The following is a 25,844-nucleotide window of genomic DNA, read 5'->3' on the forward strand; positions in this document are numbered from 1 at the left end:
CTTTCGCCTCGGCCGCGACGACCATGAGGCGTAGCTTCCCACGGTGTTCGGCAGAGCGCAAGCGAGCAGTGTCGACCTTTCGGTAGCGCGATGTGCTTCGTCGTCGCCGCCGCGATCGCTACGCAAAAACAGATGTTGACAACATTACTTCGCTTTTGGTGACAACTTTGCTTCGTACTACGATGCACGCATGTGCAAGCGACAGCACATGCGCTGGACGCCACGTGGCGCCCATCTGCTTGCCCAGGTGCGATGCGCGGTGATCAATGGTGATCTGGTAGCCAGGCTTGCGGCCTATAGAGCGCGCATCGACGGAGTACCGGAGGACGTGAGCCGTTTTCTCGAGTTCCTGCAGCGAGCGGCAGAAGCGGAACCCCGCGCTTTTTAACAGTCCCGCTCGTATTCCGCAATCATGCCCTGCATCTGCAGCAACAGCGACTCTTCCGGCGTCGTGCCAATTGCGTGATTGAGAAACACCACCTGTACGCTGCACGAGGAAAGCTCCTCCATCAGCAACGCCTGGTGCACATATTTGCGCGCCAGGCGGTCTGGCGAGAGGATGTACAGTCGATCGATCGTCCCGAGCGCGGCAGCGTCGCGCAGCCGCTCCAGGTGTGCCCTGACCAGCGTTGCACCGCTCACCCCAGCATCAACGAAGCACATGTCCTCCACAATCTGCGCACCATCGGCCTGAATTCGCTCTTTCAATGCGACGATCTGGCTGTCTATCGTGCCGCGTTTGCTTTGTTGTTCGGATGACACGCGCGCGTAAAGCGCGACCATGGCAGCGTCGCTCATCGTTTCCCTCGCTTCACAGCCATCGCCATTGCCGGCTTTGCATCCGATGAGCGCCTCGTGCTTCGGGCATCGACCGGACTGAGCTGCTCGTAGGCCTTCTCCAATTGTTCGCTGGAATAGCGGTTCGGCTCGAAAGCGAGACATACTCGCCAGTGTTTGCGTCGTCCCCGTGTCATCGATTTGGCTCCCTGTTAGCGGGAGCAACGGCCTCAAGCACGAGAACCGCATCAATGGCAGGACATTCTCTGGACCATGGCGCCAGACACTCCCTCGATATGCGAAGGCCCAATCTTACCCGCGAGTTTGCTATGTTGTTGCCGGGGCTGTCAGTCAGATCTTGATGAATCTGTTCATGCACTATGCGTTTGACGTCTGGATGCGGCGTCACTTCCCGCAATGTCCCTTTGCGCGCTATGCCGATGATGCGGTAGTCCATTGCCGCAGCCAGGAGCAGGCGCAAGAGGTTATGCACGCCATTGCCTCGCGGCTGGCGGAATGTGGGTTGACGATGCATCCAGAGAAGTCAAAGATCGTGTATTGCAAGGACCGAAGCCGCACCCAAATCTATCCGAATGTGACCTTCACATTTCTGGGCTTTCTGTTTCGTCCGCGAAGGGCGATGACCAAGTACGGGCGGGTCTCTACGAGCTTTCTGCCCGGCGTCAGTCCTGCTGCCTTGAAACGGATGCGACAGACGGTGCAGGGGTGGCGGCCGCCTCGCCAAACGTCCAGGCCACTGGTCGAACTCGCCGAGCAATGTAATCTCACGATACGTGGCTGGTGGAACTACTACGGCGCCTTCTATCGGACAGCCATGCATGGGCTCTGTCGGTATCTAGACCGGAAGCTTGTGCGTTGGGCTCAGCGCAAGTACAAAACTCTGCGGCGGCACAAACGGCGCAGTGAGGAGTGGTTGCACAAGATGCAGCAGGCATAACCGCGAAAGTTTGCACACTGGCAGTATCTGGGAGTACAGGTTGGATAACGGGAGCCGTGTAAATCGAGAGGTTTACGCACGGTTCTGCGAGAGACTCCGGGTGAAATTCCCTGGGTCTACTCACCCCTATCTGAAGATCCGTGGCAAGTGGGCCTATCTCTACCGGGCGGTCGATCGGGCCGGTCAGACAGTGGACTTCATGCTCAGAGCGAAGCGCGATGTCACCGCGGGCAAAGCCTCTTTCAGCAAGGCCATCAAACATCAGGGCCAGCGACCAGAGACGATCACGCTCGATGGGTATGCCGCCTCGCACCGGGCCGTGCGGGAAATGATCGCTGACGCCGTGCTGCCTGAGGGAACGCGTGTGCGCTCGTCGAAGTATCTGAACAATGTGATCGAGCAGGATCATCGAAGCATCAAGTCCAGAACGAACGTGATGCTCTGATTCAAACGGTTCAAGAGCGCCGCGATCGCGATTTCAGGCATCGAGTTGATGCACCGCATTCGCAAGGGACAGTTCGACCTCTGCGCTCTTGGACTCAAGGATATCGCTGCACCCGTAGTCTGGAATGCGGTCCTGTTTAACAAATAAGGTATCCTTATTTATAAAAACGTCTCGCCCCACTATATATTTGCACCAGAGCCCCATTATCCGCAGACTCCGCCGGTGTCCATGCTGCAGGAAAGTGAAGCTAAATTTGTGACACAGTAGAAATAGTGGTCGGGCAAGTCTTGATGTGGCCAGCGTACCCTGCCCTTGAGGCAGGAAGCCGGCTCCAACCCGACGGACCGGAGCGAGCTTGCACGGGGGCAGGTCTGGAAAATATGGCCCCATTGGACCGATGAATCCCTGCTGCAGCCCCCCTTTCGCCACGCGAATCTTGGAGATTTATGTCTCGATTCCGTTCTAATCGATTCCGGACTTACCCGAATGGACCTGCCCAAAAAATGCCCATTACCACCGTCTGCTCGCGGTTTCGGGCGCGGGTATGCCTTGCATGCATTACTCCAGCACACAATGCATTGGTTGATGCTTAATGGTTCCTATAGTGTCTCCGTACGGTCTCGATACCGTACCCGGAGCCAGTCGGTGGTTCGGATTGGGGAATGATCTTCGGGAGCCCCCGGATTGACAGGGGGCGGGAATGGTTCGTGGGCCGGACATCTGCTCGATCATTGAGCAGTTCACTATAAAAGGCGTCCGTCGTAGAGGACTCTGCGGAGACAGCGAATCGTGAACCAACTAAACGTGTCTGATTTCATCGCGAAAAGCGATTTTCGACGATTTCATTTTTTCCTGCTGGTTATCGGCTTCTTTTGCGTGATCTTTGACGGCTATGACACGGCCGTATTCGGCGCAATCCTGCCGCCGATAATGAAGGAATGGCATCTTTCCGCAGTGGAGGCGGGCGCGTTGGGCAGCTACAGCCTGTTCGGAATGCTGTTCGGCTCCATCACGTTCGGCGTATTGTCGGACCGCTTCGGCCGCAAACGGATGGTGGCCGTCACCGTGGTGCTGTTCAGTCTGTTTACGGCACTAGGCGGTGTCGCGCCCGGGCCTCGGCTGTTCGGATTGTTCCGCTTCATCGCGGGGCTGGGGCTTGGCGGCATCCTGCCGAATGCGATTGCCATGCTGACCGATTATTCCCCGAGAAAGACGCGCACCACGATTACGGCCATCGTGATGTGCGGGTATTGCCTGGGCGGCATGCTTTCGCCGCTGATCGGGATTCTGGCCATTGCGAGCTACGGCTGGCGTTTCGTGCTGTGGATGGGAGCGGTACCGCTGATTTTTCTGCCACTGGCCTACCGGTACATGCCGGAATCGAGCTTCATTCTGCTGCGCGAGGGCCGCAGGCAGGAATTGCTGGCCCTGCTGTCGCGCATCAATCCGGCGCGGAAAATTGAATCTGACGCGCAACTCTACGAGGCGCACGAGGTGAGCGCGCGCATTCCGCTGGCCGGTCTGTTCACGGAAAATCGCGCGATGAGCACGGCGATGTTCACGACGGCCATCTTCTTCCACCTGATTCTCGGCTACGGTCTGATCAACTGGCTGCCTAAGCTGATGCTCGAAGCCGGTTTCACCATGAGATCGAGTCTGATGTTCCTGCTCGTCCTGCAATGCGGTGCGATCGTCGGTACCGTGGTCATGGGCTATGTGGGCGACCGCTATCCGCTCAAGCGTATCCTTACCGGGCTGTATCTGCTCGGCTCGGTCACGATGGTGCTGTTTGCGCTGAACAGAAACGCGACCTGGGCCTATGTATTGATAGCGGTGGCCGGTGTGCCGGTGGTCGGTGCGCAAAACCTGGTGCAGGTCTACATGTCCCAGTTCTATCCGGTGTTCGTCCGCTCGACAGCCCTCGGATTTTCGTCCAGCGTAGGCCGTATCGGCGGCATGCTCGGACCGCTGCTGGCGGGTTGGCTGGTATCGATGTCGTTCTCGATCCACAACATGTTCTTCACATTTGCGATTCCTGGATTGTGCTCGGCGCTCGCAATCTCGGCGGTTCAGCACCGTCACTCCAGCGATCGTTCCCGCGATACGGGAGCCCGCCTGCACGTGCCGCTGATCGGCGAGCTGGAAAAATAATCGATCCCCAACCGGCCTGAGTTCCACGTGCCGGACCCCGTCAAGGCTTTTCATCCAACCTGGTAGTACCTTGCTCGCTCATTGCGTGAACGTCGGTTCGCGCAATATAAATAAATAAGGAAGCCTAATGAATACTCGCAGAATTGCTCAGGTGATGTATAAGGTGTGGATGCTGCTGGCAGGGCTTTCGTTGTCGGTCAACGCCTCATGGGCACAATCCAATGTCATCATCTACGGCAACCTCGATGCCGGCCTCTACGTCTCCAACAAGTCGTGGGATGCGGCAACCAACACGAACGAAGGCAGCAGGTTTGCGTTCACCAGCAGTGGTCTGGAACCTTCCTATATCGGTTTTCTCGGACAGGAGGATCTCGGTGGGGGATGGAAAGCCAAATTCAAGCTCGAAAGCGGTATCAGTCTGGCAAATGGCGGTTTCGACAACAGTGACGGCGGGATTTTCGGGCGTTACGCCTACGTCGGCATCGGCTCAGATAAATACGGTGAAATCCATGCAGGTCTGGATGTTGCGCCGTTTGTGTGGGCGGTGTACTACGCCGACCCGCGCAGCATGTATCAGTTCGGCAGCGCCATTACTGTGTATGGCGACAATACCTTCACCGGAATTGCGGCGTTGAACGCGATTACCTATGTCAGCCCGAAGATCTACGGATTCAGCGCACGCGTCATGTATGTCCTGGGCGGTGTTCCGGGGAATTTCAATGCCGGGCGCCAGTATTCAGCTTTCCTGCGTTATGACTACGGCGGTCTGAGTCTCATCGGGGCCATCGAAGACGCGTCCGAGAGCAGTGACACCTTACTCGACAACACGCTGTTCCAGATGCCAGTTGAAGGTCGTCTGCTGGCCGCCATGTATAAGTTCGACGATCTGACCTTCAAGGCTTCCTTCACGAACTACAAGGCACCCGAAACTTTCGATTACGGGCTGGTTGGCGGCGGCGACAACAATATCTGGACCGCCGGTTTCGACTGGATGGCGGTACCGACGGTCGACATCAATGCGGGTGTGTATTACTCGCGCGATCCCCATAACTCGCAGAACCACGGCGTGATGAGTGCGCTGGGGGTCCAGTATCTCCTGTCCAAGCGAACGCGGCTCTATGCCCAAGCCGGGATCGCGAACAACCATGGACGTTCGGTCCTGGGGCTCGAATCTGAAGGCGCGCTGCAGGCAGGCAATGGCACGACGGTCGGCGGCATTGTCGGCATGATCCAGCGGTTCTGATACTGCGGAACATCGGCGGCTTTTCCGCAGCGGACGGGGTTGGTCTGCATTGCACACCGGGTGTGCGACCGATCCTGTTCGTCTTTCCATGCAAACCAGTCATGCGGGTCATGCATGGCCGTGTCACAAATAGCATTTCACAGGGTACACGCCGCTGGATACCATGAATTCACAGCAAACCGGATGCGGTAACGCGTTAAAGAGAATAGGGAGTGGAGACATGTTCGATACGGTGAGTGAATCCGATTTCAAGTCGGCCATGAAGAATCTGGCTGCGGGTGTCACGTTGATTACCAGTGTTTCGAATACGAAGCGCGGCGGCATGACCGCCACGGCGGTATGTTCGCTTTCAGCGGCGCCGGCGCAACTGATCGTTTGTGTGAACCGCCAGAACTCGACCCATCAGATGATCGTGCAAAGCCGCAAGTTCTGTGTGAACGTGCTGGCGGCGGATCAGAGCGAGGTTGCCCAGCTTTTCTCGAATCACCATGCCCGCACGGAGCGCTTTGAGCGCGGTCAGTGGTCGATGCTGAAGACCGGTGCGCCGGTGCTGATGGATGCGCTGGTCGCCTTCGATTGCGAGCTCGGTGAAGCGATTGAATCCGGTACGCATTCGATTTTCGTTGGCCGCGTGGTGGACGTCCATGCGCGCGAACAGTCTTCGCCGCTGCTTTATTACCGCAGTGGCTATACCGGCATTTCGGCACATGCCTGATGGTGGGGCACCACGTCAACCAATCACAAACCGCTAATCACCAGGGTTAAAGATGGCTACTGAGCAAGTTATTGAAAGCAACGGGCGGGCACCGCTTCCTTCGTACCGCATGGTCGACGACAGCTGGATGAATGACGCAGAGCGCAGGTTGTTCAGTGAGGCGCTGGACCTCGTCGGCGTCCTGAAGGAACGCGAAGGTGACTGCATGCGCGAGCGCAACGTGCCGAAGGCTACCGTGGACCGGTTCCGCGAAACTGGCCTGTCGAGGATCCTGCAGCCGAAACGTTATGGGGGGATGCAGAGCTCGCCGCTGTTGCTCTCGCGTGTGGTGGAAGAGCTGGCGATGGGTTGCCCGTCAAGTGCATGGGTCCTCTCGGTATTCGGCGAGCATGCCTGGGTCGTGGGCTGTTTCCCGGAGCAGGCGCAGGACGATGTGTGGGGTGCGAATCCTCTCGCGGTGGTCGCCTCGAGTCTGGCACCGCGCGCGACGGCGCAGCCGGCGAAGGGGGGCTACCGGATTACCGGTACCTATCCGTTTGCAAGCGGCTGCAGGCATGCTGAGTGGCTGATCGTCGGTGCCTGGGTGGAGCATGACGGCGGGCGTTCGCTCCAGTACATGCTCGTACCGATGTCTGAGGTGACGATCCTCGATGACTGGCAGACGCTCGGCCTGCGTGGTACCGGCAGCAATACCGTGGCGCTCAATGACGTGTTCGTACGAGAGCATCGCATGGTCAGCGATGCGGGGCTGAAGAAAGGGGAGACGCCCGGCAGTGCCGTGCACCCCGACTATCCCCTGCTGAAGGCGCCACGCGCCGCATTCGCGATCTTCACGCAACTGCCGGTCACGCTTGCGCTGGCGCGCCTGGTGCTCGAGCACACCGGTCTCACGATGCGCGGACGCGTATCACGCGGCATGACGACGCTGTCCGATTCGCAGATTATCCAGTGCAAGCTTGGCGAGGCTTCTGCGGACATCGATGCCGCGATCTTTGTGGCACACCGCCGTCACAGACACGTGGCCGACCTGATCGCGTCTGGCAGGAGCGTGTCAGTCGAAGATGCACAGGCTGCCCATCGCGATTCGGTGTGGGCGAACCGGGTGGCGCGTCGCGGCATCGAGACGCTGGTGTCGGCGACCAGTGCAGAGATTGTGCACGACCGTAATCCCCTGCAGTCGTGGTACCGCGATTCGCTGACCACGGGTTCGCATTTCGGCGCGAACTGGGATGCCGCGATGGTTCCTTACGGTCGCATGCTGCTTGGCATGACAGGCTGATCAGGTGCGGAAGTCACTTTTGTGCAGGGAAACTTACAAGGGGCAGTGAAGATGATTGAGCAAATGGAAGGTATTGATGTTCAGGACGTCGTCTATCTGAAGCACGACGACGTGGAACTGCTCGCGCGCGTGTATACGCCGCAGGGCCAAGGCCAATTTCCCACAGTGATCGAGCTGCATGGTGGTGCCTGGAGCAAGTTCGACCGCACGCGCGGCAAGGCGGTCCACGAAGCGCTGGCGCGTTCGGGTCTGGTGGTGGTGTCGCTCGATTTCCGCCAGGGCGTGCAGGGCGCCTATCCGAAATCGCCGTCCGACATCAATTACGGCATTCGTTGGCTCAAGGCCAATGCCGCGCATTTCAAGGTCGATGCCGAACGCATCGGCCTGTCCGGCAATTCGAGTGGGGGCCATCTGGGCATGCTCGTCGCGATGCGTCCGCATGATGCGCAGTATGCATCGATTCCGCTGCCGCTGGGCTCGCCGGACGTCGATGCTTCCGTCCGGTGTATCTCGATGCTGTGGCCAGTCATCAATCCGTCCGGCCGCTACCGGTACGCCAAGCGACTGTTGGCCGAAGGCAATGCGCCGGAATGGGCCGCAGAGGTGATCGGACTACACGACGGTTACTGGAAGAGCGAAGAGAACATGAAGGAAGGCAGCCCGACCCTGATTCTTGAGCGCGGCGAACCGGTCTATCTGCCGCCCGCCCTGTGGGTCCTCGCCACCGACGACGACGTGCACAACTACCACGATATCGAATCGGAAGTGCCGGGCACAGAAGCTGACCGCTTCATGCAGCGCTACAGGGAGGCCGGCGGCGAGATCGAACTGGCGGTCTTTGAAGCGCCGATGATGTTCACGACGATGCACCCGACGCTGCCGGCCTCGGTGGCTGCCACGCAGAAGGTGGTGGATTTCGCACATCAGCATCTGTCACGGTAATGGCGTTGCCGTGGCGGCACCAGCGTGCCGCCACACAGAGGCATGTGAACTGGACAAAACACGGAGACGGACAAGCATGAATACACAGGATCGGTACGACGTGGGTGGCGTGATGTTTGCACGCCCGTTCAAGGCAGTGCGGTTGGGGCATCTCGGTCTCTGGTGCGAAAATACGGAAGGCAGCCCGGACAGGCTCGTCGATATGTTCGGATTGCGGCAGACCGAACGGCTGGTCGGCAAGGAGGGCCAGCTGCTCGGATGTTTCACGACCTGCAATACGGATCACCACGCACTGGTGGCCATCGACCCGGGTACCGCAGACCCCGTCCGGCGCCAGTACTACGATGCTGGCGTCACCCTGAACCAGATTTCGTTCCAGGTGAACAGCCTGCGCGAAGTCAACGAGGCACATCGTTTCTTCAAGAAGCACGGCGTCAAGATCAGCCGTATCGGCCGCGACCTGCCGGGCAGCAACTGGGCGGTGTATGCCTTCGACCCGGACGGCCATCGCGTCGAGCTGTTCTACGGCATGGAGCAGGTTGGCTGGAACGGCGTGAGCAAGCCGGAGACGATGTACAACCATCTGCCGTATGCCGAGTTCGAGCTACCGCAGCGGCCGGAAGTGCTTGAGGTTCAGGAAGCCCGCGACAAGGGCATCGACCTGCTCTCGGGCTTCGGCCGCGAGTCGGCGCTGCCGTACCGCTACGACGTGGGCGGCGTGCTGCTGCAGCGCCCGTTCAAGGTCAGCGCGGTCGGTCCAGTGCGTATTTTCGTCAACGATATCGACACCTCGGAGCGCTTCTACACCGGGATCTTCGGTCTGACGAAATCGGAAGAGGTGGTTTATGGCGGCGAACGCTGCGTGTTCCTTCGTGCGGGTGCTGAGCACCATAGCGTTGCGCTGATTCCGGTCGCACTTCGATCCAGGCTGGAGATGAGCCCACTGACGACGCTGATGAGCTTCGGTCTGCGCGTTCAGACATACCAGCAACTGAAGGACGCCCGAAACTTCCTGCGCGAGTCCGGGCTGAAGGAAATCCGCCTGCCGGTCGAGCTGCATCCTGGCATCGACTACGCAGTGCATTTCATGTTCGATGAACTGCATTGCGTCCAGCTCTACTTCGAAATGGATCACTTCGGATCTGACTCAACGACGCGCGAGCGTGTTGCTCATGACTCCTGGCCCGAGCATCTGGACGGGTCCGCATCGAGTTTCGCGGCCCAACTGCGCCAGGGCCCGCTGGCTTGAGCACGCGCGAAACGGTGGATGCTCCACCGTTTCGCAATACCGGATCGTCCAGGGAGACGGGTCTATCCATGGTTCGAGATACCTATCCATTCAATCAGGATAACGAATGACTAAAATGAAGCTGGCAAGTTTTGAAATCGAGGGCGCAATGAGCTATGGGGCGGTGATGGAAGGTGGCATCGTCGATCTGAAGCGCCTTTGTGACAGTGGTTATGCCGATCTCAGATCGGTCCTTGCGGCGGATGCGATCGCGGAACTGGCTGCATTGCTCGTAGGTCGTCAGGCCGATTATCCGTTGGATCGCGTGACGCTTCTTCCGGTCATCCCGAACCCCGGAAAGATCTGGTGCTGCGGCCTCAACTATTACGAGCACGTCGAAGAGTGCGGCGCGAAGCCGGCCAATGCGCCACTGTTCTTCCTGCGCACGGCCAGCTCGCAGGCTGCTCACGGTGCGCCGGTGATGCGTCCGCACGAATCGGAGCAGCTCGATTTTGAAGGCGAACTGGCCATTGTGATTGGCAAGCCGGGCCGCCGTATTGCGCTGGAGGACGCGCATCGCCATGTGGCCGGTTACGCCTGCTACAACGACGTCAGTGTGCGCGACTGGCAGCTGCGCACACCCCAGTGGGATGTTGGCAAGAACTTCTGGCGCACGGGCAGCTTCGGTCCCTGGCTCGTCACGGCTGACGAGATCCCTTTCGGCAGCGATCTGGCGCTCGTGACGCGTCTGAACGGCGCCGAGGTACAGCGTTCCTCGACGCGCATGATGATCCACGACATTGCCGCGCAGATCGCTTACCTGTCCACGATTGCGCCGCTCGAGGCGGGCGACGTGATCGTGACCGGTACGCCGGGGGGCATCGGCGCCATGCGCAAGCCGCCGCTCTGGATAAAGGATGGCGACACGGTGGAAGTCGAGATCGAAGGCATCGGTGTGCTGCGCAACACGGTTGCCGCCGATTGAGCAGGGTGGTTTGCGCCCGCGGTGGTCTGGACCGGTAAAGGCAGCCGGATGAAGAGCAACAGGATGAAACAGGGATCTGAATGAGCGAAGAGAGCGCAAATAGCGGGCTCATTTATGAGCTCGACGGGCGCGTAGCCACGATCACGCTCGACGCACCTCAGCGCGGTAATGCTTTGTCGATTCCGATGATGCACGCGTTTCGTGCCGCGTTGCGGGCGGCGCAGCAGGAGCCGGACGTGGCCCTGATCGTGTTGCGCGCCAGCGGCAAGCATTTCTGCACGGGTGCCGATCTCAAGTGGGCCGGCGCGCTTGCCGAGGGCAACGAGGCGCAGTGGCGAGAGGGCAACGAGGCACTGGTGGCCGTGCTGCTCGAATTTTACGGGCTGTCGAAGCCGGTTGTGGCGCGTGTGCACGGCACGGTGCTCGGGGGCGCGGTCGCCGTGCTGTGCTTGTGCGATGACGTGATTGCGGTAGGTGAGGTCAACTGGCGCCTGCCCGAACTGAAGCTCGGCATCGTGCCGTCGGCGATCGTGCCGGCGCTGCGTCAGGTCGCGAATCGCAGTGTTTTGCGGCGTCTGCTCTACGACGAACGACCGTGGAACAGCATGGATGCGCGGGGTTTCGGGATCGTGACCGAGGTGGCGAGTCAGGAGACGCTCGACCTGCTCGTGCAGGCGCGTATCGATGCCTGGCTGGCCTTGCCGTCGGCAAGCTTTGCGGCGACCAAGAGCTGGATGCGAGAGCTCGATGCAGATGATTTCCGCAAGGCACTCGAACGCGGGCGTGCCCATGCGGCCTCCCTCTGAATCCTGATGATGAGAATCGACATGCAAGCAAATCCTGTCACGGAGCGAATCAGTGCAGTCGCCGCCAGGCGCATGCAGCGCGGCCGTGAAATCGTTGCCGAGCTGAAGACGTTGGCCGGTCGTACCTATACGGGCCTGCTGCGCGAACGCGCGCAGCAGCGACTGGCGCAGCGGGCGCTGGTGTACAGGGGGCGCACGATGACGTATGCCGAACTGCTGGACGCCGTCGATGGTGCTCGCCAGGTTCTGCGTGAGCGCGGCGTGGGTGAGCAGCAGGTGGTGGCCCTGCTGATGAACAACAGCGACCACTATATGGTCTGGTATCTGGCGGCGCTCGGGCTCGGGGCGGTGGCCGTGCCGCTGAACAACCGCCTGGTGGCGGGCGAGCTCGCATTCATTCTCGAGCACTCGCAAAGCGTCCTGACGATTACCGAGCCGGCATTTGCCACGGTGCTTGGCCAAGTTCGCGAGGCGCATGGTCTCGCGGTGCCGGATCTCGTGGTGGACGTCGAGACACCGGTGACGTTGGCGGGTGCGCGCAGGTATCAAGAGGAGCCGGACGTCGGTGCGAGCGCGCCGGCGGCCTTTTATTACACATCGGGAACCACGGGCAAGCCCAAGGGTGTGGTACATACGCATGCCTCGCTGATGGCCGACGCGATGCAATCGCCTGGCGCATGGGAATACGACCACGACCGCGCACGTCTGCTGGCCGTGACCCCGCTGTTCCATATCGCGGCACATACCTGCTTCTTCCCGGTGCTGTTCGTGGGCGGGACGCTCTACATCGATAACTACGGCACCGAACGTGCCATCGATCTGATTCGCCGCGAAAGCATCACGGCACTGTTCGCCGTGCCCTCGATCCTGATGCTGATGGTCGACAAGGCGCGTGTGCTCGGCGTCATCCTCGACAGCGTGCGGACCCTCGATTTCGGTGCCGCCCCGATGACGATCGCGAGGCTCGGCGAAGTCCAGGCGCTGTTTCCGAATGCCGCGCTCGTGCATGGCATGGGCCAGACCGAGTCGGGCGGCACGCTCGTGACGCTGCCGGGCGACGTGGCGATGGAACGTGCCGGTTCGGTTGGCCTGCCGATGGCGGGTGTCGAAGTGGCGATCTTCGATGGCGACGATCGCGAAGTGCCTCGCGGCCAGGTTGGCGAACTCGTGGCGCGTGGGCCGAACGTGATGCTCGGCTATCTGCGCGACGAGGCGGCTACCGCGGCCACCCTGCGCAACGGCTGGTTGCATACGGGCGACCTCGGCTACCAGAGCGAGGAGGGGCTGATCACGCTGGTCGATCGCAAGAAGGACATGATTATCCGCGGCGGCGAAAACATCTATTCGTGCGAGGTTGAGCAGGTGCTGCTCAAGCATCCGCTGGTCAAGGCCGCTGCTGTCGTCGGGCAACTCGACGCGCTATTCGGCGAACAGGTGTGCGCGTTTGTCTCCACGGATCCGGAACTGAGACCGCCCAGCGTGGATGAGCTGCTCGCGCACTGTCGCGGCAGGCTCGCCGATTACAAGGTGCCCGTGACGTTCCGCTTCATCGAGGAAATGCCGCTGACCTCGACCGGAAAGATCATGAAGGGCGAATTGCGTGCCATGTTGACTGCAACGGAGTAACACGATGCTCAAACAAGTGACTCAACCCGATTTCGATGCGATCGTGATCGGTGCCGGTATCACCGGTATGTACCAGACCTATCTGCTGGACAAGATGGGCCTGAAGGTACGCGGTTACGAGGCTGGTACCGATGTGGGTGGCACCTGGTACTGGAACCGCTATCCGGGCTGCCGTCTGGATACCGAAAGCTATGCCTATGGCTATTTCGCGCTGAACGGCATTATCCCGGAGTGGCAGTGGAGCGAACGCTTTGCCGGTCAGCCCGAGTTGCTTCGTTATGCGCAATATGCGGCCGACAGGATGGACGTGCGCCGCCACTACGAATTCGAGGTCCGCGTGACCAGCGCGCACTACGACGAGGCGCAAAATTGCTGGCGACTGACACTGCAGGATGGCCGAACCGCAAGCTGCCGTTTCCTGCTGTCCGCGGTCGGGCCGCTGTCGGCGACGCGCATGCCGTCGATTCCCGGCATCGAATCCTTCGAAGGGCAGTCGTTTCATTCCTCGCGCTGGCCGGGTGACGACCATTCTGCTCGCCATACCGATTTCACGGGCAAGCGCGTAGGCGTGATCGGTACTGGCGCCACGGGCGTGCAGATCATTCCCGTGGTCGCGAAGACGGCGCAGCAGCTCTATGTATTCCAGCGTACCCCCAACTGGTGCGCGCCACTCGGCAACCATCCGCTCGATCCCGGGCTGATCGACAGGCTGCGCGGCGATCCGCACGATTTTCTTGCGTTCATCAAGACGACCGACACCGCGTTTCCGTATCAGCGTCACCCGAAGAAGGCCATCGAGTCGACGCCGGAGGAGCGCCTGGCGCTGTTTGAATCGCTTTACGACATGCCGGGCTATGGCATCTGGCTGTCTGGTTATCGGGATCTGCTGACCAACAAGGTGTCGAACCAGTATCTCGCCGACTTCATCGCGGACAAGATCCGCTCGCGTGTCAAGGACCCGGTCCTCGCCGAGAAGCTGATTCCGAAGAACCACGCGTTCGGCACGCGCCGCGTGCCGCTGGAGACCCGGTATTACGAGGTCTACAACGAGAGCAACGTCGAGCTCGTGGACATCGGCGAATCGCCGATCGAGCGTATTACGCCCAGGGGCGTAATGGTCGGCGGCCGGGATATCGAGCTCGACGTACTGATCTTTGCCACCGGTTTCGATGGCGTGACCGGCGCGCTCGACCGAATCGATATCCGTGGCAAGGACGGCAAACGTCTGAAGGACGTGTGGGCTGACGGTCCGCAAACCTATCTCGGATTGCAGATTGCAGGGTTCCCGAATTTCTTCACGCTGGTGGGCGCACATAACGGCGCATCGTTCTGCAATATCGGGGTGTGCGGCGCGCTCCAGGTCGAATGGGTGGGCCGGATGATCGACCATATGCGCCGGAACAGCCTGGAATACGCCGAGGCGAATCCCGACTACCAGGCGTCGTGGACCGAGCAGGTCTACCAGGTCTATGCGAAGACGCTGCTCGCGGACAGCGACGCCTGGTGGGCCAGGGTGACGCAGAACCCGGACGGCACGGTGACAAGGCGCGCCCTGATCTATGTCGGCAGCGCGCCGGATTACCGGGCGCAGTGCGAAAAGGCTGCCGAGAACGGTTACGAGGGATTCGTCCTGCAGGCACTGGGGTAATCCCGGAATGGCGGATGGCACGTGGTCGCTATTAGGATCAAATACGGGATATTTCATCCTTCTGGCGGCCAGCCCTGATCGGGCAAGGTTGCTGGGCGCTATCTGGACAAAGGAATTGAAATGCGGTCGAAACTAGCGCGCTATATGACGAATCTGGGGCATTTCGCCACGGTGGTGGAGTACGGGAATATCAGCGCCGCATCCTCTGTCCTCGGCATCACGCAACCGGCGCTGACACGCAGCATCATGCGTCTGGAGGACGTGCTGGGAACCCAGGTGCTGCATCGTTCAGCGCGTGGCGTGAGTCCGACCGAGTGCGGCAAGGCCCTCATGGACCATATCCAGGCCGCCGAATCCGAGCTGAACAAGGCTCTGGCCATGGTGCAGGCGATTCGGGGTGTCAATGATGGCCGCATCAATTGTGGGGCGGGATCGGTGTCGATGAATCATATCCTGCCGACCGCGGTGAGCCGCGCGAAACGCAAGCTCGGCAAGATCCAGATCAATCTGATTGAAGGGCGTACGCACGAACTGCTGTACAAGCTGAAGAATTGCGAGCTCGACATGGTGCTCGGCATCGAGCAGACGGACAGCCAGTTCGCCGATCTGCGCAGTGAGTGTCTGATCGAGGAACAGTTTCATTTCTGTGTACGCGCCGGGCATCCGCTCACGCGGCAGCCGGAACTGAGTCTCGGGGATCTCATGAGCCGCGAACAGCTGGTGATGCCGGTGCTGACCTCTAGCCCGGTCGAACGGGCGCTGAATCTCGAGCTGAGCCGCCATAGTTGCGAACTGGGCGAGCATCGCGTCGAAACACTGTCGCACGCCGTCATGCGCCATCTGGTCTATCAGGATGACTATGTCGCCTTCTGTTCGTCGATCTGGTTCCGCGACGATATCCGTTCGGGCGCACTCAAGGTGCTGAAGGGAAACTGGCATGTGCCGCAGTTCGCCACCTTGCTGTTCCGTCGCAGCGGTGATGTGACGACGCCCTGGCTGTCGTATTTCGTGAACGAAATCAAGAACGCCGCAGCTGAACTCCGGAGTGGCGCCGAGAATCCCACGGACAGGACACAGACCGTAGCATCCTGACGCTTACCTGATGGGTACGTGCATGAACGCGCCAAAACCATTTAAGTTGGATAACTATGTAGTTATCCGCGATGTGGTTGTACATGAGCCCGTGCTCGATGACGGGGGAGCATTTCCGGCGATGCCGGAGATGCAGGTTGGCCCGTTGAATCTCTGGTCATGTGCCGGGGCCGGGGAGGGTGGACGCGTGCCGGGATGGTGCGTACTCCTGGTGGGCCGTCGCCGCTTGAGCCGGCGTCATTGAATCTGTTTTTTTAACCATTTCCAACGAGAGAGAGCTTCATGACTAGCAGCCGCGCGTCCTTCGTTTGGGACGATCCCTTTCTGCTCCACAGGCAACTGAACGAGGACGAACGCCAGATTCGCGACGCCGCGCGCGACTGCCAGGACAAGCTGGCGCCGCGTGTCCTGCTGGCGTTCCGTCATGAATAGACCGATCCTGCAATCTTCCGCGAGATGGGCGAACTGGGCCTGCTCGGCGCGACGATTCCTGAGTCCTATGGCGGTGCTGGCCTCAACTACGTGAGCTACGCCCTGATCGCGCGCGAGGTAGAGGCGGTCGATTCGGGCTACCGTTCGATGATGGGCGTGCAAAGTTCGCTCGTGATGGTGCCGATCAACGAGTTCGGCAACGAGGCGACCCGGCAGAAGTATCTGCCGAAGCTCGCGACGGGCGAGTACATCGGCTGCTTCGGACTGACCGGGCCGAATCACGGCTCCGATCCGGGCAGCATGGTGACGCGTGCGCGCAAGGTCGAAGGCAGTTATCGGCTCAGTGGCGCAAAGATGTGGATTACCAACAGTCCGGTCGCTGATGTGTTCGTCGTATGGGCCAGGGACGATGCCGACGAAATCCGCGGTTTCGTGCTCGAGAAGGAGTGGAAGGGCCTGTCGGCAACGGCGATTCACGGCAAGGTCGGGCTGCGCGCGTGCATTACCGGCGAAATCGTGATGGACGAGGTCTTCTGTCTCACGGAAAACGCGTTCCCGGATGTCAAACGAAGTAGTTGGGAAAAATTTGCTAGCAACGTTGCAACCTCAGCGCGGGACTGTTACTGACTAGGCCAGTAAATAGTGCGTATCTTTGATGAAGCGGCGTAGCGAACATGCTTTTCCTGAAACAGGTTCCGAATCACACGAGGCTGCTTCTGCCGGCGATGTAGATGGCGGCGAACGCTGTCGATCATCTCAGCCTTGTTGGCAGATCGGCTCTTTCCGATGGCGTTTGTTTTCACGTCCTGGTTGAGCAATTCGTCGGGGTTCAATTCGGGACAGTACCCCGGCAGTCGGATCAGACGCAGGCGCGTAGCGTTTTCGGCGACGAACTTCTTCGCCGCAGCGGACCGATGCACGGGATGACCATCGACGATCAGGTAGATTTTTCGTGTGGCCTGCTTGAGCATGCGCTTCATGAATTCGATGAACACCGCGTTCTGAAACTTTCCCTCGAAGACAATGAAGGCCAGCGCCCCGCGATTGGTGATCGCCGAGATCATGTTGCAGCCAAAACGTTTTCCGGTGGCGCGCACCAGCGGCGTTTGTCCCACCGGGGCAAAGCTCTTTCCGCTTACATGGTCGCTGCGCAGCCCCATCTCGTCGCCCCAATAGATCGTTGCCTTATCCCGCTTCCTTGACGAGCTTCGGATAGTCCTCGCTCAGCCAGCGAGCAATGGCCTCGTCGTTTCTTTCGTAGGCGCGCCGCGCCGGCTTCTGGGCACTCATGCCCCACGCCTTGTGATAACGCCCGGCCGTCGTCGGCGAAACCGTGACCCCGTACTCCCGCTCAATCAGACTCGCCACGGACTTCCGCGTCCAGAGTTAGAACGGCATCGCCAACTGGTCAGGCATCTTGCTGACGATCAACGCACGAATCCGCGCTGCTTGCCTGGCGTTCAATCGCCCGCCTCCAGAACGTCGGCCCCGTTTGCCAGGTTTCAGCGCGCGCAATCCGCCTTCTCTGGAAAGCCTCATCCATTTGCTTACCGCACGCAGACTTACGCCAAAGGTCGACGCCGCCGTGGTCTGCGTCATTCCGCCACGCACCGCTTTCACCACCAGCTTTCTCAGGTGGGCTTGCGTGGCTCCATCCAACTTCCTGGCATCAGTTTTCGTACTCGTGCCCGTTTAACGCACTACGCACTATTTGGTGCACAGGTCAGTATGAGTAAGTCTGTGCGACGACCATCCGCCGGGAATTTCCGCTTCCGGCAAACTTGAACGCGAACGCCAACCCCGAAGCCGCAGTCCGGCATGTTCCAAAGAAGACACTCGGCGGACTACGTGTCGATTGCCACCGAGAAGCCCGTTGTCTTAGGGAGCTTGAATGACGAAACTGCAATTTTCAGTTTGGCAGCGTGTTCCTCGAGCGACTGGGCCGCCGCTGCCGCCTCCTCGACCAGCGTCGCATTCTGCTGAGTCACCTGGTCCATCTGATTGACGGCCTGGTTGACTTGTTCTATGCCACGACTCTGCTCTTCCGACGCACCAGCGATTTCACCGACCATTTCGGAAACACGCTTGATAGCACTTCTAATCTCGCCCATCGCCGTGCTCACGTCTACGGCGTGTTGCGAGCCATCCTGAATTGTGGCTACAGATGAGGCAATCAAGTCCTTGATTTCCTTTGCCGCAGACGCAGATCGCTGAGCCAGACTACGAACCTCACTGGCCACAACCGCAAAGCCTCTTCCTTGTTCGCCAGCCCGTGCCGCTTCCACAGCGGCATTGAGCGCGAGAATATTTGTCTGGAACGCAATCCCTTCGATCACGCCCGTGATTTCGGAGATCTTGTTCGAGCTACTGTTGATTCTCTCAATCGTGGCAACCATAGCTTGAACGACATCGCTGCCTGTGTCAGCGATTTCAGTGGCATTCGTGGCGAGTGCATTTGCCTGACGCGCATTGTCAGCGTTCTGCTTTACCGTTTCGGTCAGTTGCGTCATGCTGGATGCGGTCTCCTCCAGCGACGCAGCTTGTTCTTCTGTGCGTGCAGAAAGGTCAAGGTTTCCGGCAGCGAACTCGCGCGTAGAGGTAGCAACCGAATCAGTCGATAAACGCACGGCAGACACGGTTTCGGCTACGCGACGCATCAGCTTGTCGAACGCGACGGCTGCGCGACCGAACTCGTCCATGCGCGGACTCGAAGACCGCTTTGACAAGTCAAGGGTCGTCCCAATCTCCTCAAATTTCCTACCCATGCGGTTCAGCCCACCGCATACGACACGGTGCAGATGGACGCCACAGTAGATTGCGACGGCACATCCTATTGACGCCACCGCAATCAGACTCGTCAGCAACGAGCTGTATGACGAAGCGGCGTTCGCGTCGAGGCCCCATAGTCCGACCATGCCCACCAGTCCGAGGACGAACATCAGTGTTGCCCAGGTGCCGAACGCGAGCATGAACTTGAGTCTGATCGTGAAGACAAATTTCTGCACTTCGTTTCCTTCGTGATTGACGACGCGACTGCGTCATGAAGAGATGACCAGGCATAGAGTGCGACACGGCGAGACTTGTTTCGAAGTGCTATTCCTGGAGCCAGTTGTACCGGAATGCGGGCATTGAACTTACCAGAATTCATATCAGCATGTGCAGGCACTGACATGTCGATACTCACCGTAGGCGTTAGCCTGGCGCCTTGATTACGACTGACGTTAAGGTTTCTGCATGCACGTTTACCCCAGGCCGCGAGGGCGTTTTGGGTCAGGATACCGTGCAAGTCAATAAGTTAGGCGATACCGGTACTGGATCACCAGCACCCCATACCCTGACGGTATGAAAGCAGACCCAATCAGCATTGGCGGAATAAAGCGGCTTCTCATACTCCCGGTCACTTGCTGATCGACATAAAACAAAAGCGACGCCGTCGCGCACGCACGGAGACATCTTGAACAAGCATCTCGACATCGCATCGCTCATTGATCGCGAGCCGCTTCGGCTCTATCAGTGGGGCATCTTCCTTCTTTGCTTTTTAACCGCGGTGTTCGACGGTTTCGACACACAGGCCATCGCTTTTACTGGCCCGGCGATTGTCGCGACGTTCGGCTTGCGTCCGGGAGATCTTGCGCCCATCCTGATCGCCGGGACGCTCGGCATGACGATCGGCGCGATGACGTTGGGTCTGATCGGCGACAGGGTCGGCCGCCGTCCGGCGCTGCTCGGTGGCGTCGCTGTGTTCAGCGTTGCGTCGCTGCTTACGGCCTGCGCGAGTAGCACCGCGCAGATTCTGGCTTTGCGATTCATCGCCGGGCTCGGCATGGGCGGCTGAGACCCGGTGTAGCCAGGCAATCGCGACGAGAGGCGACTGGCGATGGTGCCGAAGAATCGCTCGATATAAGGTCGTTCATCGGGACTGTATCTGGGTCCGGCGTCAACCAGGCAACCAACGAACTCGCATAGTGCCGTCACAGTGTCATTCGCGAGATTTGCCTTTGCGTTGTCGAGCTTGATCCATTCCCAGGTGGCATACGCCAGTTCGGGCAGACGTTCCGACGGGAACCCGTCCTGTGCTCCACGGGCAAGGCCACCGATCGTGAACGCTTGGGCGTGGTGAGGTTCGAGCGCATTCTCGATTGTCTTGATGACGTCGTAGCGGCTGTATTCTTTGGGTCAACGCAATGTGGTAACCGAGCACGGCGCGAGTACACACATCTATGATCGCCAGGAGCTAAACCCTTTCCATCTCAAATTCGTGGGCAAAGCCGAGCGCATCGTGCACGACAACCTTGAGCCGGATGTCGAGCCGGTGCCCGTCGAATTCAACGACCTGGTATGGACGCGTCGCTGCGGATGCACGTACAGCGTCGAGGCCAGGCAACCCCTTGAGGTGCGACGCTCCGGCGGAGCGGGCCGCTGTGGCAAACGTGCGCAACATCTCCACTTTCAAGCGTCGCGACAACGAACGGATCGCACGGTCGGCTGTGTTAAACGGATAGTCGCCTGCCGTCAGCCCTACCGAGCGACATTGGCTCAGAAAATCACCGTGTAGCGATTTCAGACCACGTACGCGGGTTTTTAAATGACCGTCGGTATGTATCTGCTCAAGATGTACCCTGCGACGTTTGACTTGGAGAAGCAGCCATCCTGCAAGCGCCGGATAGCGCTCGAAAAGTTGCGTCAATGCGCCAGCGGCGCCTCTACTGCCATCATGACCGTTCACTTGGACGTCGCGCACGCGTTCATATTCCGCGATTCTCATGTAGCGAACGACGGCCCGGAACCCGAAAGGTCGTCCGTCAGGATGTTGTGCCTGCGCACGTTCGAGCCAGCGGTACAACTGACGGCGATTGACACCGGTGGACTTCTCGATTTCCTTGATCGATTCTCCCGCGATAAAGCGCAATATGGCCTGCTGGCGCATCTCGAACCTGTTCCGCGTCGACTGATCAAACCCGGTATAGGCGACCGTAGGCCACGCGCTCGCATCGATCATCTGCAGATCTGGTCTGCGGCGATTCATAACGTTTCCTCCGCGGCCACGAATGGTGTGAGCAGGGACAGAGGTTGGGTTTGTAGCTCGCATGAGCTGACCCGGCCGTCATGAAGCAGACCAAATAGGGTCGCGCGAACCAGAGCGGGATCGGTGGACGAAAATTCCCGCTCGATATCGAGCAACCGTTTAGCCTGCTTCAGGAAGTGGACAATCGTCGCGGCCAGCTTTAACGGGACAAGTCCAATGCTGGTGACGAGGTAGGGGAGCATTTGTTGCCAGTTGTCGAGCCACACACGCGCAGCAGCCAGTTCGGCCGGGGCGAAAAACCGGATCGGCAATTCATTGTCTTCACAGACGCGGGGCGATGCTGCACTCAAGATGTCAAGTTCAGAATAAATAAGGATAACTAACTCTTGGTGACCAAAATATCGGACCCAAAAGTCGGCCAGACGTCGGGATCCATTGACTACTACGTAGCCAGGGCGTTCGCAGAACGCGATTACTTTCGGGTTTGTCTCAAGGAGCAACCATTGGTCGAGCAGCGGACGCCTGTAGAACATGACGCGGCGGGCGAGCTTTGGGCTGAACGCTTCGAACCGGTGAGCGCCACGCGGACGCGCGACCGCGACTGGCAGCGGAATGTGCAGAGAATTTGCCATAAGATTAAGGCCTTACGGACGGGATTCGAAGTGTAGGAGGCGAGTTGACAAATTTAATACGGACTTACGCGAATTGACACATTCACTACGTTCGGTGCGCTAGTAAAAGTGTCAACATGCCCGCGTTTTCGACCGTAGTTGCTAGGTAGCGGCGGTGACACATTTATTACGTTCGACGGCTGCTACAGGCTGACGGACCCTGAGTGGTGAGACGGTGTGAAAATCGGAATCCGGTATCGCTGATGCGATACCGGGAGGCTTGGTCCAACCGCCCTGCCTGACGAAGTTACCGTTCCTTTACCCTCGAAGACTTGGCGAACCGAGTCGGTGTCACTGAACGGCATCTACGACGTATCTCTGCCACCGAATATGGCCTATCCGCAGTCGAGTTCATCCTAACGCAACGCCTCCTTTTGGCGAAGAGGTTGTTGACCGATACAGCGCTTCCTCGCGCTACCGTGCGCAAGCAGATGGCGGACTCGTGTCTACGCGATTCGCGCCCGGGCACCGCCGGGATGGCATTACTGCGCGCTTACCCTCAGCACAGCGCATTTAGCCGTAGTTAGAAGAGGTGGACCGGTATCTCGGCGGAAGGTGCCTATCGATGGTGTAATCGCGGCAAGATTGGACTGTTGGGCGACACCTGATCCCTGCACTTTCGCACGCGCTGGGCGCACTGGATTTACCCGGAGATCCCCGTGCCGTGGCTTGCATCGCCGGCTGTGGCGCTCTCACGTACCGCGGCGGCGAATCGCTCCAGTGCGCTCAATGACGCGCTGATGCTGTGATATTCCTCATGGCCGATCTTGGCGTCTAGCAGGACAAGCATGCCGGATTGTCTGGCGATCTCGATGATGTTCATGTTCGTCACCGTGTGGTTGATTCGACGACCGGTTGCACCGGTTAGCGTTTAGCTGCTGTTAACCACGCAAGTGACGTGCCAACACGTAAACCGCCCAGATGATCGCCGTGCCGGACTGTCGATCCCGCAAAGGTCCGATCGCTGTTGGTCATTTGACGAATTTATCGAGCGTAAAAGGACTGGCGCGGTATTGCACTGCGCGATCGCCCGCAACGCCAAACCACATGCCGTCAACGCATCTTCAAGTGCGCAACAGCAAGCCCCGCCCACGCATCTGCACAAATCGCTACTAGCCGTGAAACCGCCTCTTCGGTGGGGCTCGCCGGCTGGTTTCGCCAAATGAACAAGGCGGCCCGCTTCGTTTCACAATTTGATGATTCAGGTTTTCTCCGCGCTGCTGCGAACGGCGATTTTTTGAGCAGACCTGCCTTTCCACCCAAAACGCGCCTTGCACATCCCGTGCGCAAGGGCACGAACGGATGAAACGATGAACCTTCCGCAACCGCTGTTCCCTAGCAACCAACTCTTCGTCCGCATCACAGCGTGGTGCGACGGCAGTTATGTCGAATTCGATTTCGCGGTCGGCGATCCAGCTATCGCCGTCGGACTGATCATGGACTGCGCAAGGTCCGGCAGCTTCTGCCACATCAACGAAGTACGGACGCTCGGCGGCGGCGGTGTTGAGTTCGACCGCTCACGCGAACACTGGCGCTTTGCCGGACAATCCGCTTGCGTTGCCCGACGTGGCCCGCGGTCATTGAGAAAAGTGAGAGCCGGCGACGTGACAGAAGCCAGGCGGCGATACTGGTGAACGCAGCAGTCCAGCCAGCAGTTGCCTGATTTGCGTGCCCAGTTCGAAGGCGACATACAGCTGGCCGACGATCGTTGTATCTCACCCTTCCCGGGGGGTGACAGGTGCATCCATTTGCATGCTCCTTTCGAAAAACGGATGTGGGAAAACTCGTTTTACTCCAGGGCTCTTACTTTCGGGACGTTCGATAGTATCTAGGAATGGCCGTTGAGTTCCTCCGTGCGCTTCCTCAATCGGTACTCTACTTGTCCTCTGCGCAATTGGAGCAGCCGTGCGGCAGCAGATACGTTTCCTCCGCTGCGCTCCATTGCTCGCTCAAACAGTAACGTCTCTATATGCTCGAACGAGGGCAGCAGGTCCAATAGACTGTCAGCCAAAAGCCTTTGCTGGTCCGATTTCCCCCCGTGGCCAGGGCCTGACGTCGCCAGCAAATCTCCTTGCTCACCTAAGCTGAAAGAAGTTCCACTCACCTTTTCGCCTCCGGCGAAGAGATGGTTCACGTCGATGCTTCCTCCGGTGTCAGCCAGAATCACACCGCGTTCAATAATGTTCTCAAGCTCACGTACATTGCCTGGCCAGTTGTAGTCTAGCAGTGCACCATACGCTCGTGCAGTAAGTCCGCTGACTTCCTTCCGGCAGCGAGCTACGCTGTTCTTGAGGAAGAGCGCCGCAAGTACAGGAATGTCCTCGCGACGGTCCCGTAGCGGCGGAATCTCGATGGGGAAGACGTTGAGTCTATAGAAAAGGTCATGTCTGAAGCGGCCCGCTTCCATTTCGTCGCGCAGATCGACGTTTGCCGCAGCGACAATCCGTACGTCGACCTTACGCACCTGAGTACCGCCTACCCGTTCGATTTCCCGCTCCTGCAGTGCTCGCAGTACTTTTCCTTGCGCTTGCAGCGACAAGCTTGCGATTTCGTCCAGGAATAGCGTGCCGCCATCCGCCCGCTCAAAGCGCCCAGGGCGCGCCTGATCTGCGCCGGTGAATGCGCCTTTCTCTACGCCGAACAATTCTGCCTCAACAAGGTCGGGAGGGATCGCGGCGCAATTGACTGAGACCATCGGGTGGTCGGCTCGTGGGCTTATTGAGTGTAGCGCGCGAGCAAAGCATTCTTTGCCGACTCCGCTCTCGCCGCGAAATAACACGGTTGAGTCCGTCGGTGCCACTCGTCTGACCAGGTTCGCGACAGCATTGAAACCGGCCGAAATGCCAACGAATCCCTCGAACGCTGCGCTCACAGGCGAATCGCGGTAGCTCTGCGGTGCATCGACGAAGGCATCGATTTGGAGGTACCGCATGTCTTCTGCGTCCGTTGCATCCCACTCTTTCAGGGGGCGGCCGATGACGCGGCAACGTGCATGGCCCATCGCCACACATTCTATCTCGCGCCAATGAATCGGCACTCCCGTCACAGCGGTGCAATAACCGTCGGCGTAGCCGGTCATCATCCAGCAGGCGGGCGAGCCGCTGATCCCAAACTGGTTCAAATGAGCTTGCGCCTCCCACGATGACAACCACAGATAGTCTCCACTGAACTGGCCACGCTCGATGTCGAACTCCATGGCTTCTCGAGCCTGGTTATGCACAAAGCCCTCAATCTCTCGCAGGCGGGGTCCCAGGATCAATGCGTCATCAAGGCCACGACCTGGAAGCGCGCGCACTCGCTGCCCATCTGCAAACCCTTGTGCATAGCCTTGCCGCATCAGCACTTCACGCGCCTTATCCATGCCGGCGAGCCCTATTAGCTCGCGACGCAACTCCGCAAACGGTGACGCATGCATAAGCAGCATGCGCTGGTCGAACAGTTGTATGTGTCCTGCATGTGGCGAGAAGTGCAGATGCTCAGCAAGCGATACGAGACCATCGGCATCACTCGTTCTTTCGCCTGCGTCATTTGATCTGTTTCTTGAGGCGGATGGCGTTTTCTTCACTTGTTTACTCCAAATCTCATCTTTCCAGAAAAGCAGAAAGCCTCTCTTCCTGTGTTTCCGCAAATGCTGAAACACGCCCGGGAAAAGATCAAGGGCATAAGCGTGTTTGTTCTGGCAAACACCTATAAATCAGTGAGTTGCGGAAGGTTATCGTGCGTTGGCCCGCTAGTTGCTTATATGTCCGCACAAGGCACGGTCTTGTTTCATTAGCAAGACGTTAGAGGCCAACATACGGAGACGACAAGTGAGCATTCA

Annotated in this window: 22 protein-coding genes and 5 pseudogenes; 18 read left to right on the top strand and 9 right to left on the bottom strand. The window is 59.1% G+C overall.

The genetic code is table 11. The features are described 5' to 3' along the window. Positions 1 to 187 precede the first annotated feature (187 nt). Positions 188 to 388: pseudogene (locus tag GNZ12_RS44775) on the top strand (hypothetical protein); the annotation flags it as partial. Here GNZ12_RS44775 and GNZ12_RS38010 read toward each other — a convergent pair. Continuing rightward, entirely contained in the window at positions 385 to 798 is a 414-nt protein-coding gene (locus GNZ12_RS38010) for a recombinase family protein (protein WP_235994020.1), read from the bottom strand. The pseudogene GNZ12_RS44775 and the gene GNZ12_RS38010 sit on opposite strands and share 4 nt — an antisense overlap. Before the next feature lie 169 nt (positions 799 to 967). On the opposite strand from GNZ12_RS38010, the gene GNZ12_RS38015 reads away from it, so the two are divergent. The 14 genes and pseudogenes from GNZ12_RS38015 to GNZ12_RS38080 form a co-directional block, all read left to right on the top strand. Then, positions 968 to 1,735, top strand: a complete 768-nt coding sequence (locus GNZ12_RS38015) for a group II intron maturase-specific domain-containing protein (protein WP_456238566.1) — start codon at positions 968 to 970, stop codon at positions 1,733 to 1,735. A gap of 127 nt (positions 1,736 to 1,862) precedes the next feature. Further along, positions 1,863 to 2,327: pseudogene (locus GNZ12_RS38020) on the top strand (IS6 family transposase); the annotation flags it as partial. Between the two features lie 642 nt (positions 2,328 to 2,969). Further along, a complete protein-coding gene (locus GNZ12_RS38025) occupies positions 2,970 to 4,331 on the top strand; it encodes an MFS transporter (RefSeq protein WP_172317367.1) in 1,362 nt (453 codons plus the stop codon). A gap of 169 nt (positions 4,332 to 4,500) precedes the next feature. Beyond that, the gene (locus tag GNZ12_RS38030; protein ID WP_235994025.1) at positions 4,501 to 5,574 is read left to right on the top strand and encodes a porin; all 1,074 of its coding nucleotides are present in this window, start codon (positions 4,501 to 4,503) and stop codon (positions 5,572 to 5,574) included. A 220-nt stretch (positions 5,575 to 5,794) separates the two neighbouring features. Continuing rightward, positions 5,795 to 6,289 (top strand): flavin reductase family protein, encoded by a 495-nt coding sequence (locus GNZ12_RS38035; protein ID WP_172317371.1) that lies wholly within the window; start codon positions 5,795 to 5,797, stop codon positions 6,287 to 6,289. Positions 6,290 to 6,416: 127 nt separating this feature from the next. After that, a complete protein-coding gene (locus tag GNZ12_RS38040; RefSeq protein ID WP_172317373.1) occupies positions 6,417 to 7,568 on the top strand; it encodes an acyl-CoA dehydrogenase family protein in 1,152 nt (383 codons plus the stop codon). Positions 7,569 to 7,631: 63 nt separating this feature from the next. Then, a complete protein-coding gene (locus tag GNZ12_RS38045; protein ID WP_172317375.1) occupies positions 7,632 to 8,510 on the top strand; it encodes an alpha/beta hydrolase in 879 nt (292 codons plus the stop codon). A gap of 76 nt (positions 8,511 to 8,586) precedes the next feature. Continuing rightward, positions 8,587 to 9,759 (top strand): VOC family protein, encoded by a 1,173-nt coding sequence (locus GNZ12_RS38050; RefSeq protein ID WP_172317377.1) that lies wholly within the window; start codon positions 8,587 to 8,589, stop codon positions 9,757 to 9,759. A gap of 115 nt (positions 9,760 to 9,874) precedes the next feature. After that, positions 9,875 to 10,723 carry a fumarylacetoacetate hydrolase family protein gene (locus tag GNZ12_RS38055; RefSeq protein WP_172317474.1) on the top strand — a complete coding sequence of 283 codons (849 nt, stop codon included), beginning with the start codon at positions 9,875 to 9,877 and terminating at the stop codon, positions 10,721 to 10,723. A gap of 80 nt (positions 10,724 to 10,803) precedes the next feature. Beyond that, the gene (locus GNZ12_RS38060; protein WP_172317379.1) at positions 10,804 to 11,529 is read left to right on the top strand and encodes an enoyl-CoA hydratase/isomerase family protein; all 726 of its coding nucleotides are present in this window, start codon (positions 10,804 to 10,806) and stop codon (positions 11,527 to 11,529) included. A 21-nt stretch (positions 11,530 to 11,550) separates the two neighbouring features. After that, positions 11,551 to 13,155, top strand: a complete 1,605-nt coding sequence (locus tag GNZ12_RS38065; protein WP_172317381.1) for a class I adenylate-forming enzyme family protein — start codon at positions 11,551 to 11,553, stop codon at positions 13,153 to 13,155. A 4-nt stretch (positions 13,156 to 13,159) separates the two neighbouring features. Then, a complete protein-coding gene (locus GNZ12_RS38070) occupies positions 13,160 to 14,803 on the top strand; it encodes a flavin-containing monooxygenase (RefSeq protein ID WP_172317383.1) in 1,644 nt (547 codons plus the stop codon). Between the two features lie 120 nt (positions 14,804 to 14,923). After that, a complete protein-coding gene (locus GNZ12_RS38075) occupies positions 14,924 to 15,895 on the top strand; it encodes a LysR family transcriptional regulator (RefSeq protein ID WP_172317385.1) in 972 nt (323 codons plus the stop codon). 282 nt (positions 15,896 to 16,177) lie between these two features. Beyond that, a pseudogene (locus GNZ12_RS38080) lies at positions 16,178 to 16,894 on the top strand (acyl-CoA dehydrogenase family protein); the annotation flags it as partial. Positions 16,895 to 16,947: 53 nt separating this feature from the next. Here the strand turns inward: GNZ12_RS38080 and GNZ12_RS44005 are convergent. From GNZ12_RS44005 to GNZ12_RS38090, 4 genes are all read right to left on the bottom strand, one after another. Next, a complete protein-coding gene (locus GNZ12_RS44005) occupies positions 16,948 to 17,487 on the bottom strand; it encodes a transposase (RefSeq protein ID WP_216673526.1) in 540 nt (179 codons plus the stop codon). A gap of 25 nt (positions 17,488 to 17,512) precedes the next feature. Continuing rightward, positions 17,513 to 17,695 (bottom strand): helix-turn-helix domain-containing protein, encoded by a 183-nt coding sequence (locus GNZ12_RS44010; RefSeq protein WP_216673527.1) that lies wholly within the window; start codon positions 17,693 to 17,695, stop codon positions 17,513 to 17,515. Positions 17,696 to 17,713: 18 nt separating this feature from the next. Then, positions 17,714 to 17,926 (bottom strand): helix-turn-helix domain-containing protein, encoded by a 213-nt coding sequence (locus GNZ12_RS44015; RefSeq protein WP_216673528.1) that lies wholly within the window; start codon positions 17,924 to 17,926, stop codon positions 17,714 to 17,716. 245 nt (positions 17,927 to 18,171) lie between these two features. Continuing rightward, positions 18,172 to 19,332, bottom strand: coding sequence for a methyl-accepting chemotaxis protein (locus GNZ12_RS38090; protein WP_172317387.1), 1,161 nt, complete (start codon positions 19,330 to 19,332; stop codon positions 18,172 to 18,174). 542 nt (positions 19,333 to 19,874) lie between these two features. Here GNZ12_RS38090 and GNZ12_RS38095 point away from each other — a divergent pair. Continuing rightward, the gene (locus tag GNZ12_RS38095) at positions 19,875 to 20,162 is read left to right on the top strand and encodes an MFS transporter (RefSeq protein WP_456238567.1); all 288 of its coding nucleotides are present in this window, start codon (positions 19,875 to 19,877) and stop codon (positions 20,160 to 20,162) included. On the opposite strand, the pseudogene GNZ12_RS38100 reads toward GNZ12_RS38095, so the two are convergent. Together GNZ12_RS38100 and GNZ12_RS38105 are read right to left on the bottom strand one after the other, a co-directional pair. Next, positions 20,156 to 21,353: pseudogene (locus GNZ12_RS38100) on the bottom strand (helix-turn-helix domain-containing protein); the annotation flags it as partial. The gene GNZ12_RS38095 and the pseudogene GNZ12_RS38100 sit on opposite strands and share 7 nt — an antisense overlap. Continuing rightward, positions 21,350 to 21,985: a hypothetical protein gene (locus GNZ12_RS38105; protein WP_172317389.1), complete on the bottom strand. Its 636-nt coding sequence runs from the start codon at positions 21,983 to 21,985 to the stop codon at positions 21,350 to 21,352. The pseudogene GNZ12_RS38100 and the gene GNZ12_RS38105, both read right to left, overlap by 4 nt. Positions 21,986 to 22,296: 311 nt before the next feature. On the opposite strand from GNZ12_RS38105, the pseudogene GNZ12_RS44780 reads away from it, so the two are divergent. Further along, positions 22,297 to 22,446, top strand: a pseudogene (locus GNZ12_RS44780) (helix-turn-helix domain-containing protein); the annotation flags it as partial. A 221-nt stretch (positions 22,447 to 22,667) separates the two neighbouring features. Here the strand turns inward: GNZ12_RS44780 and GNZ12_RS38115 are convergent. Beyond that, a complete protein-coding gene (locus GNZ12_RS38115; protein ID WP_172317393.1) occupies positions 22,668 to 22,847 on the bottom strand; it encodes a hypothetical protein in 180 nt (59 codons plus the stop codon). 487 nt (positions 22,848 to 23,334) lie between these two features. Here GNZ12_RS38115 and GNZ12_RS38120 point away from each other — a divergent pair, with 487 nt between their 5' ends. Continuing rightward, positions 23,335 to 23,658 (top strand): phenol hydroxylase subunit, encoded by a 324-nt coding sequence (locus tag GNZ12_RS38120; protein WP_172317395.1) that lies wholly within the window; start codon positions 23,335 to 23,337, stop codon positions 23,656 to 23,658. A 194-nt stretch (positions 23,659 to 23,852) separates the two neighbouring features. Here GNZ12_RS38120 and GNZ12_RS38125 read toward each other — a convergent pair whose 3' ends face one another. Then, positions 23,853 to 25,589, bottom strand: coding sequence for a sigma 54-interacting transcriptional regulator (locus GNZ12_RS38125; protein WP_328806133.1), 1,737 nt, complete (start codon positions 25,587 to 25,589; stop codon positions 23,853 to 23,855). Positions 25,590 to 25,844 lie beyond the last annotated feature (255 nt).

The sequence above is a fragment of the Paraburkholderia solitsugae genome, from assembly GCF_013177695.1.
Taxonomy (GTDB): domain Bacteria; phylum Pseudomonadota; class Gammaproteobacteria; order Burkholderiales; family Burkholderiaceae; genus Paraburkholderia; species Paraburkholderia solitsugae.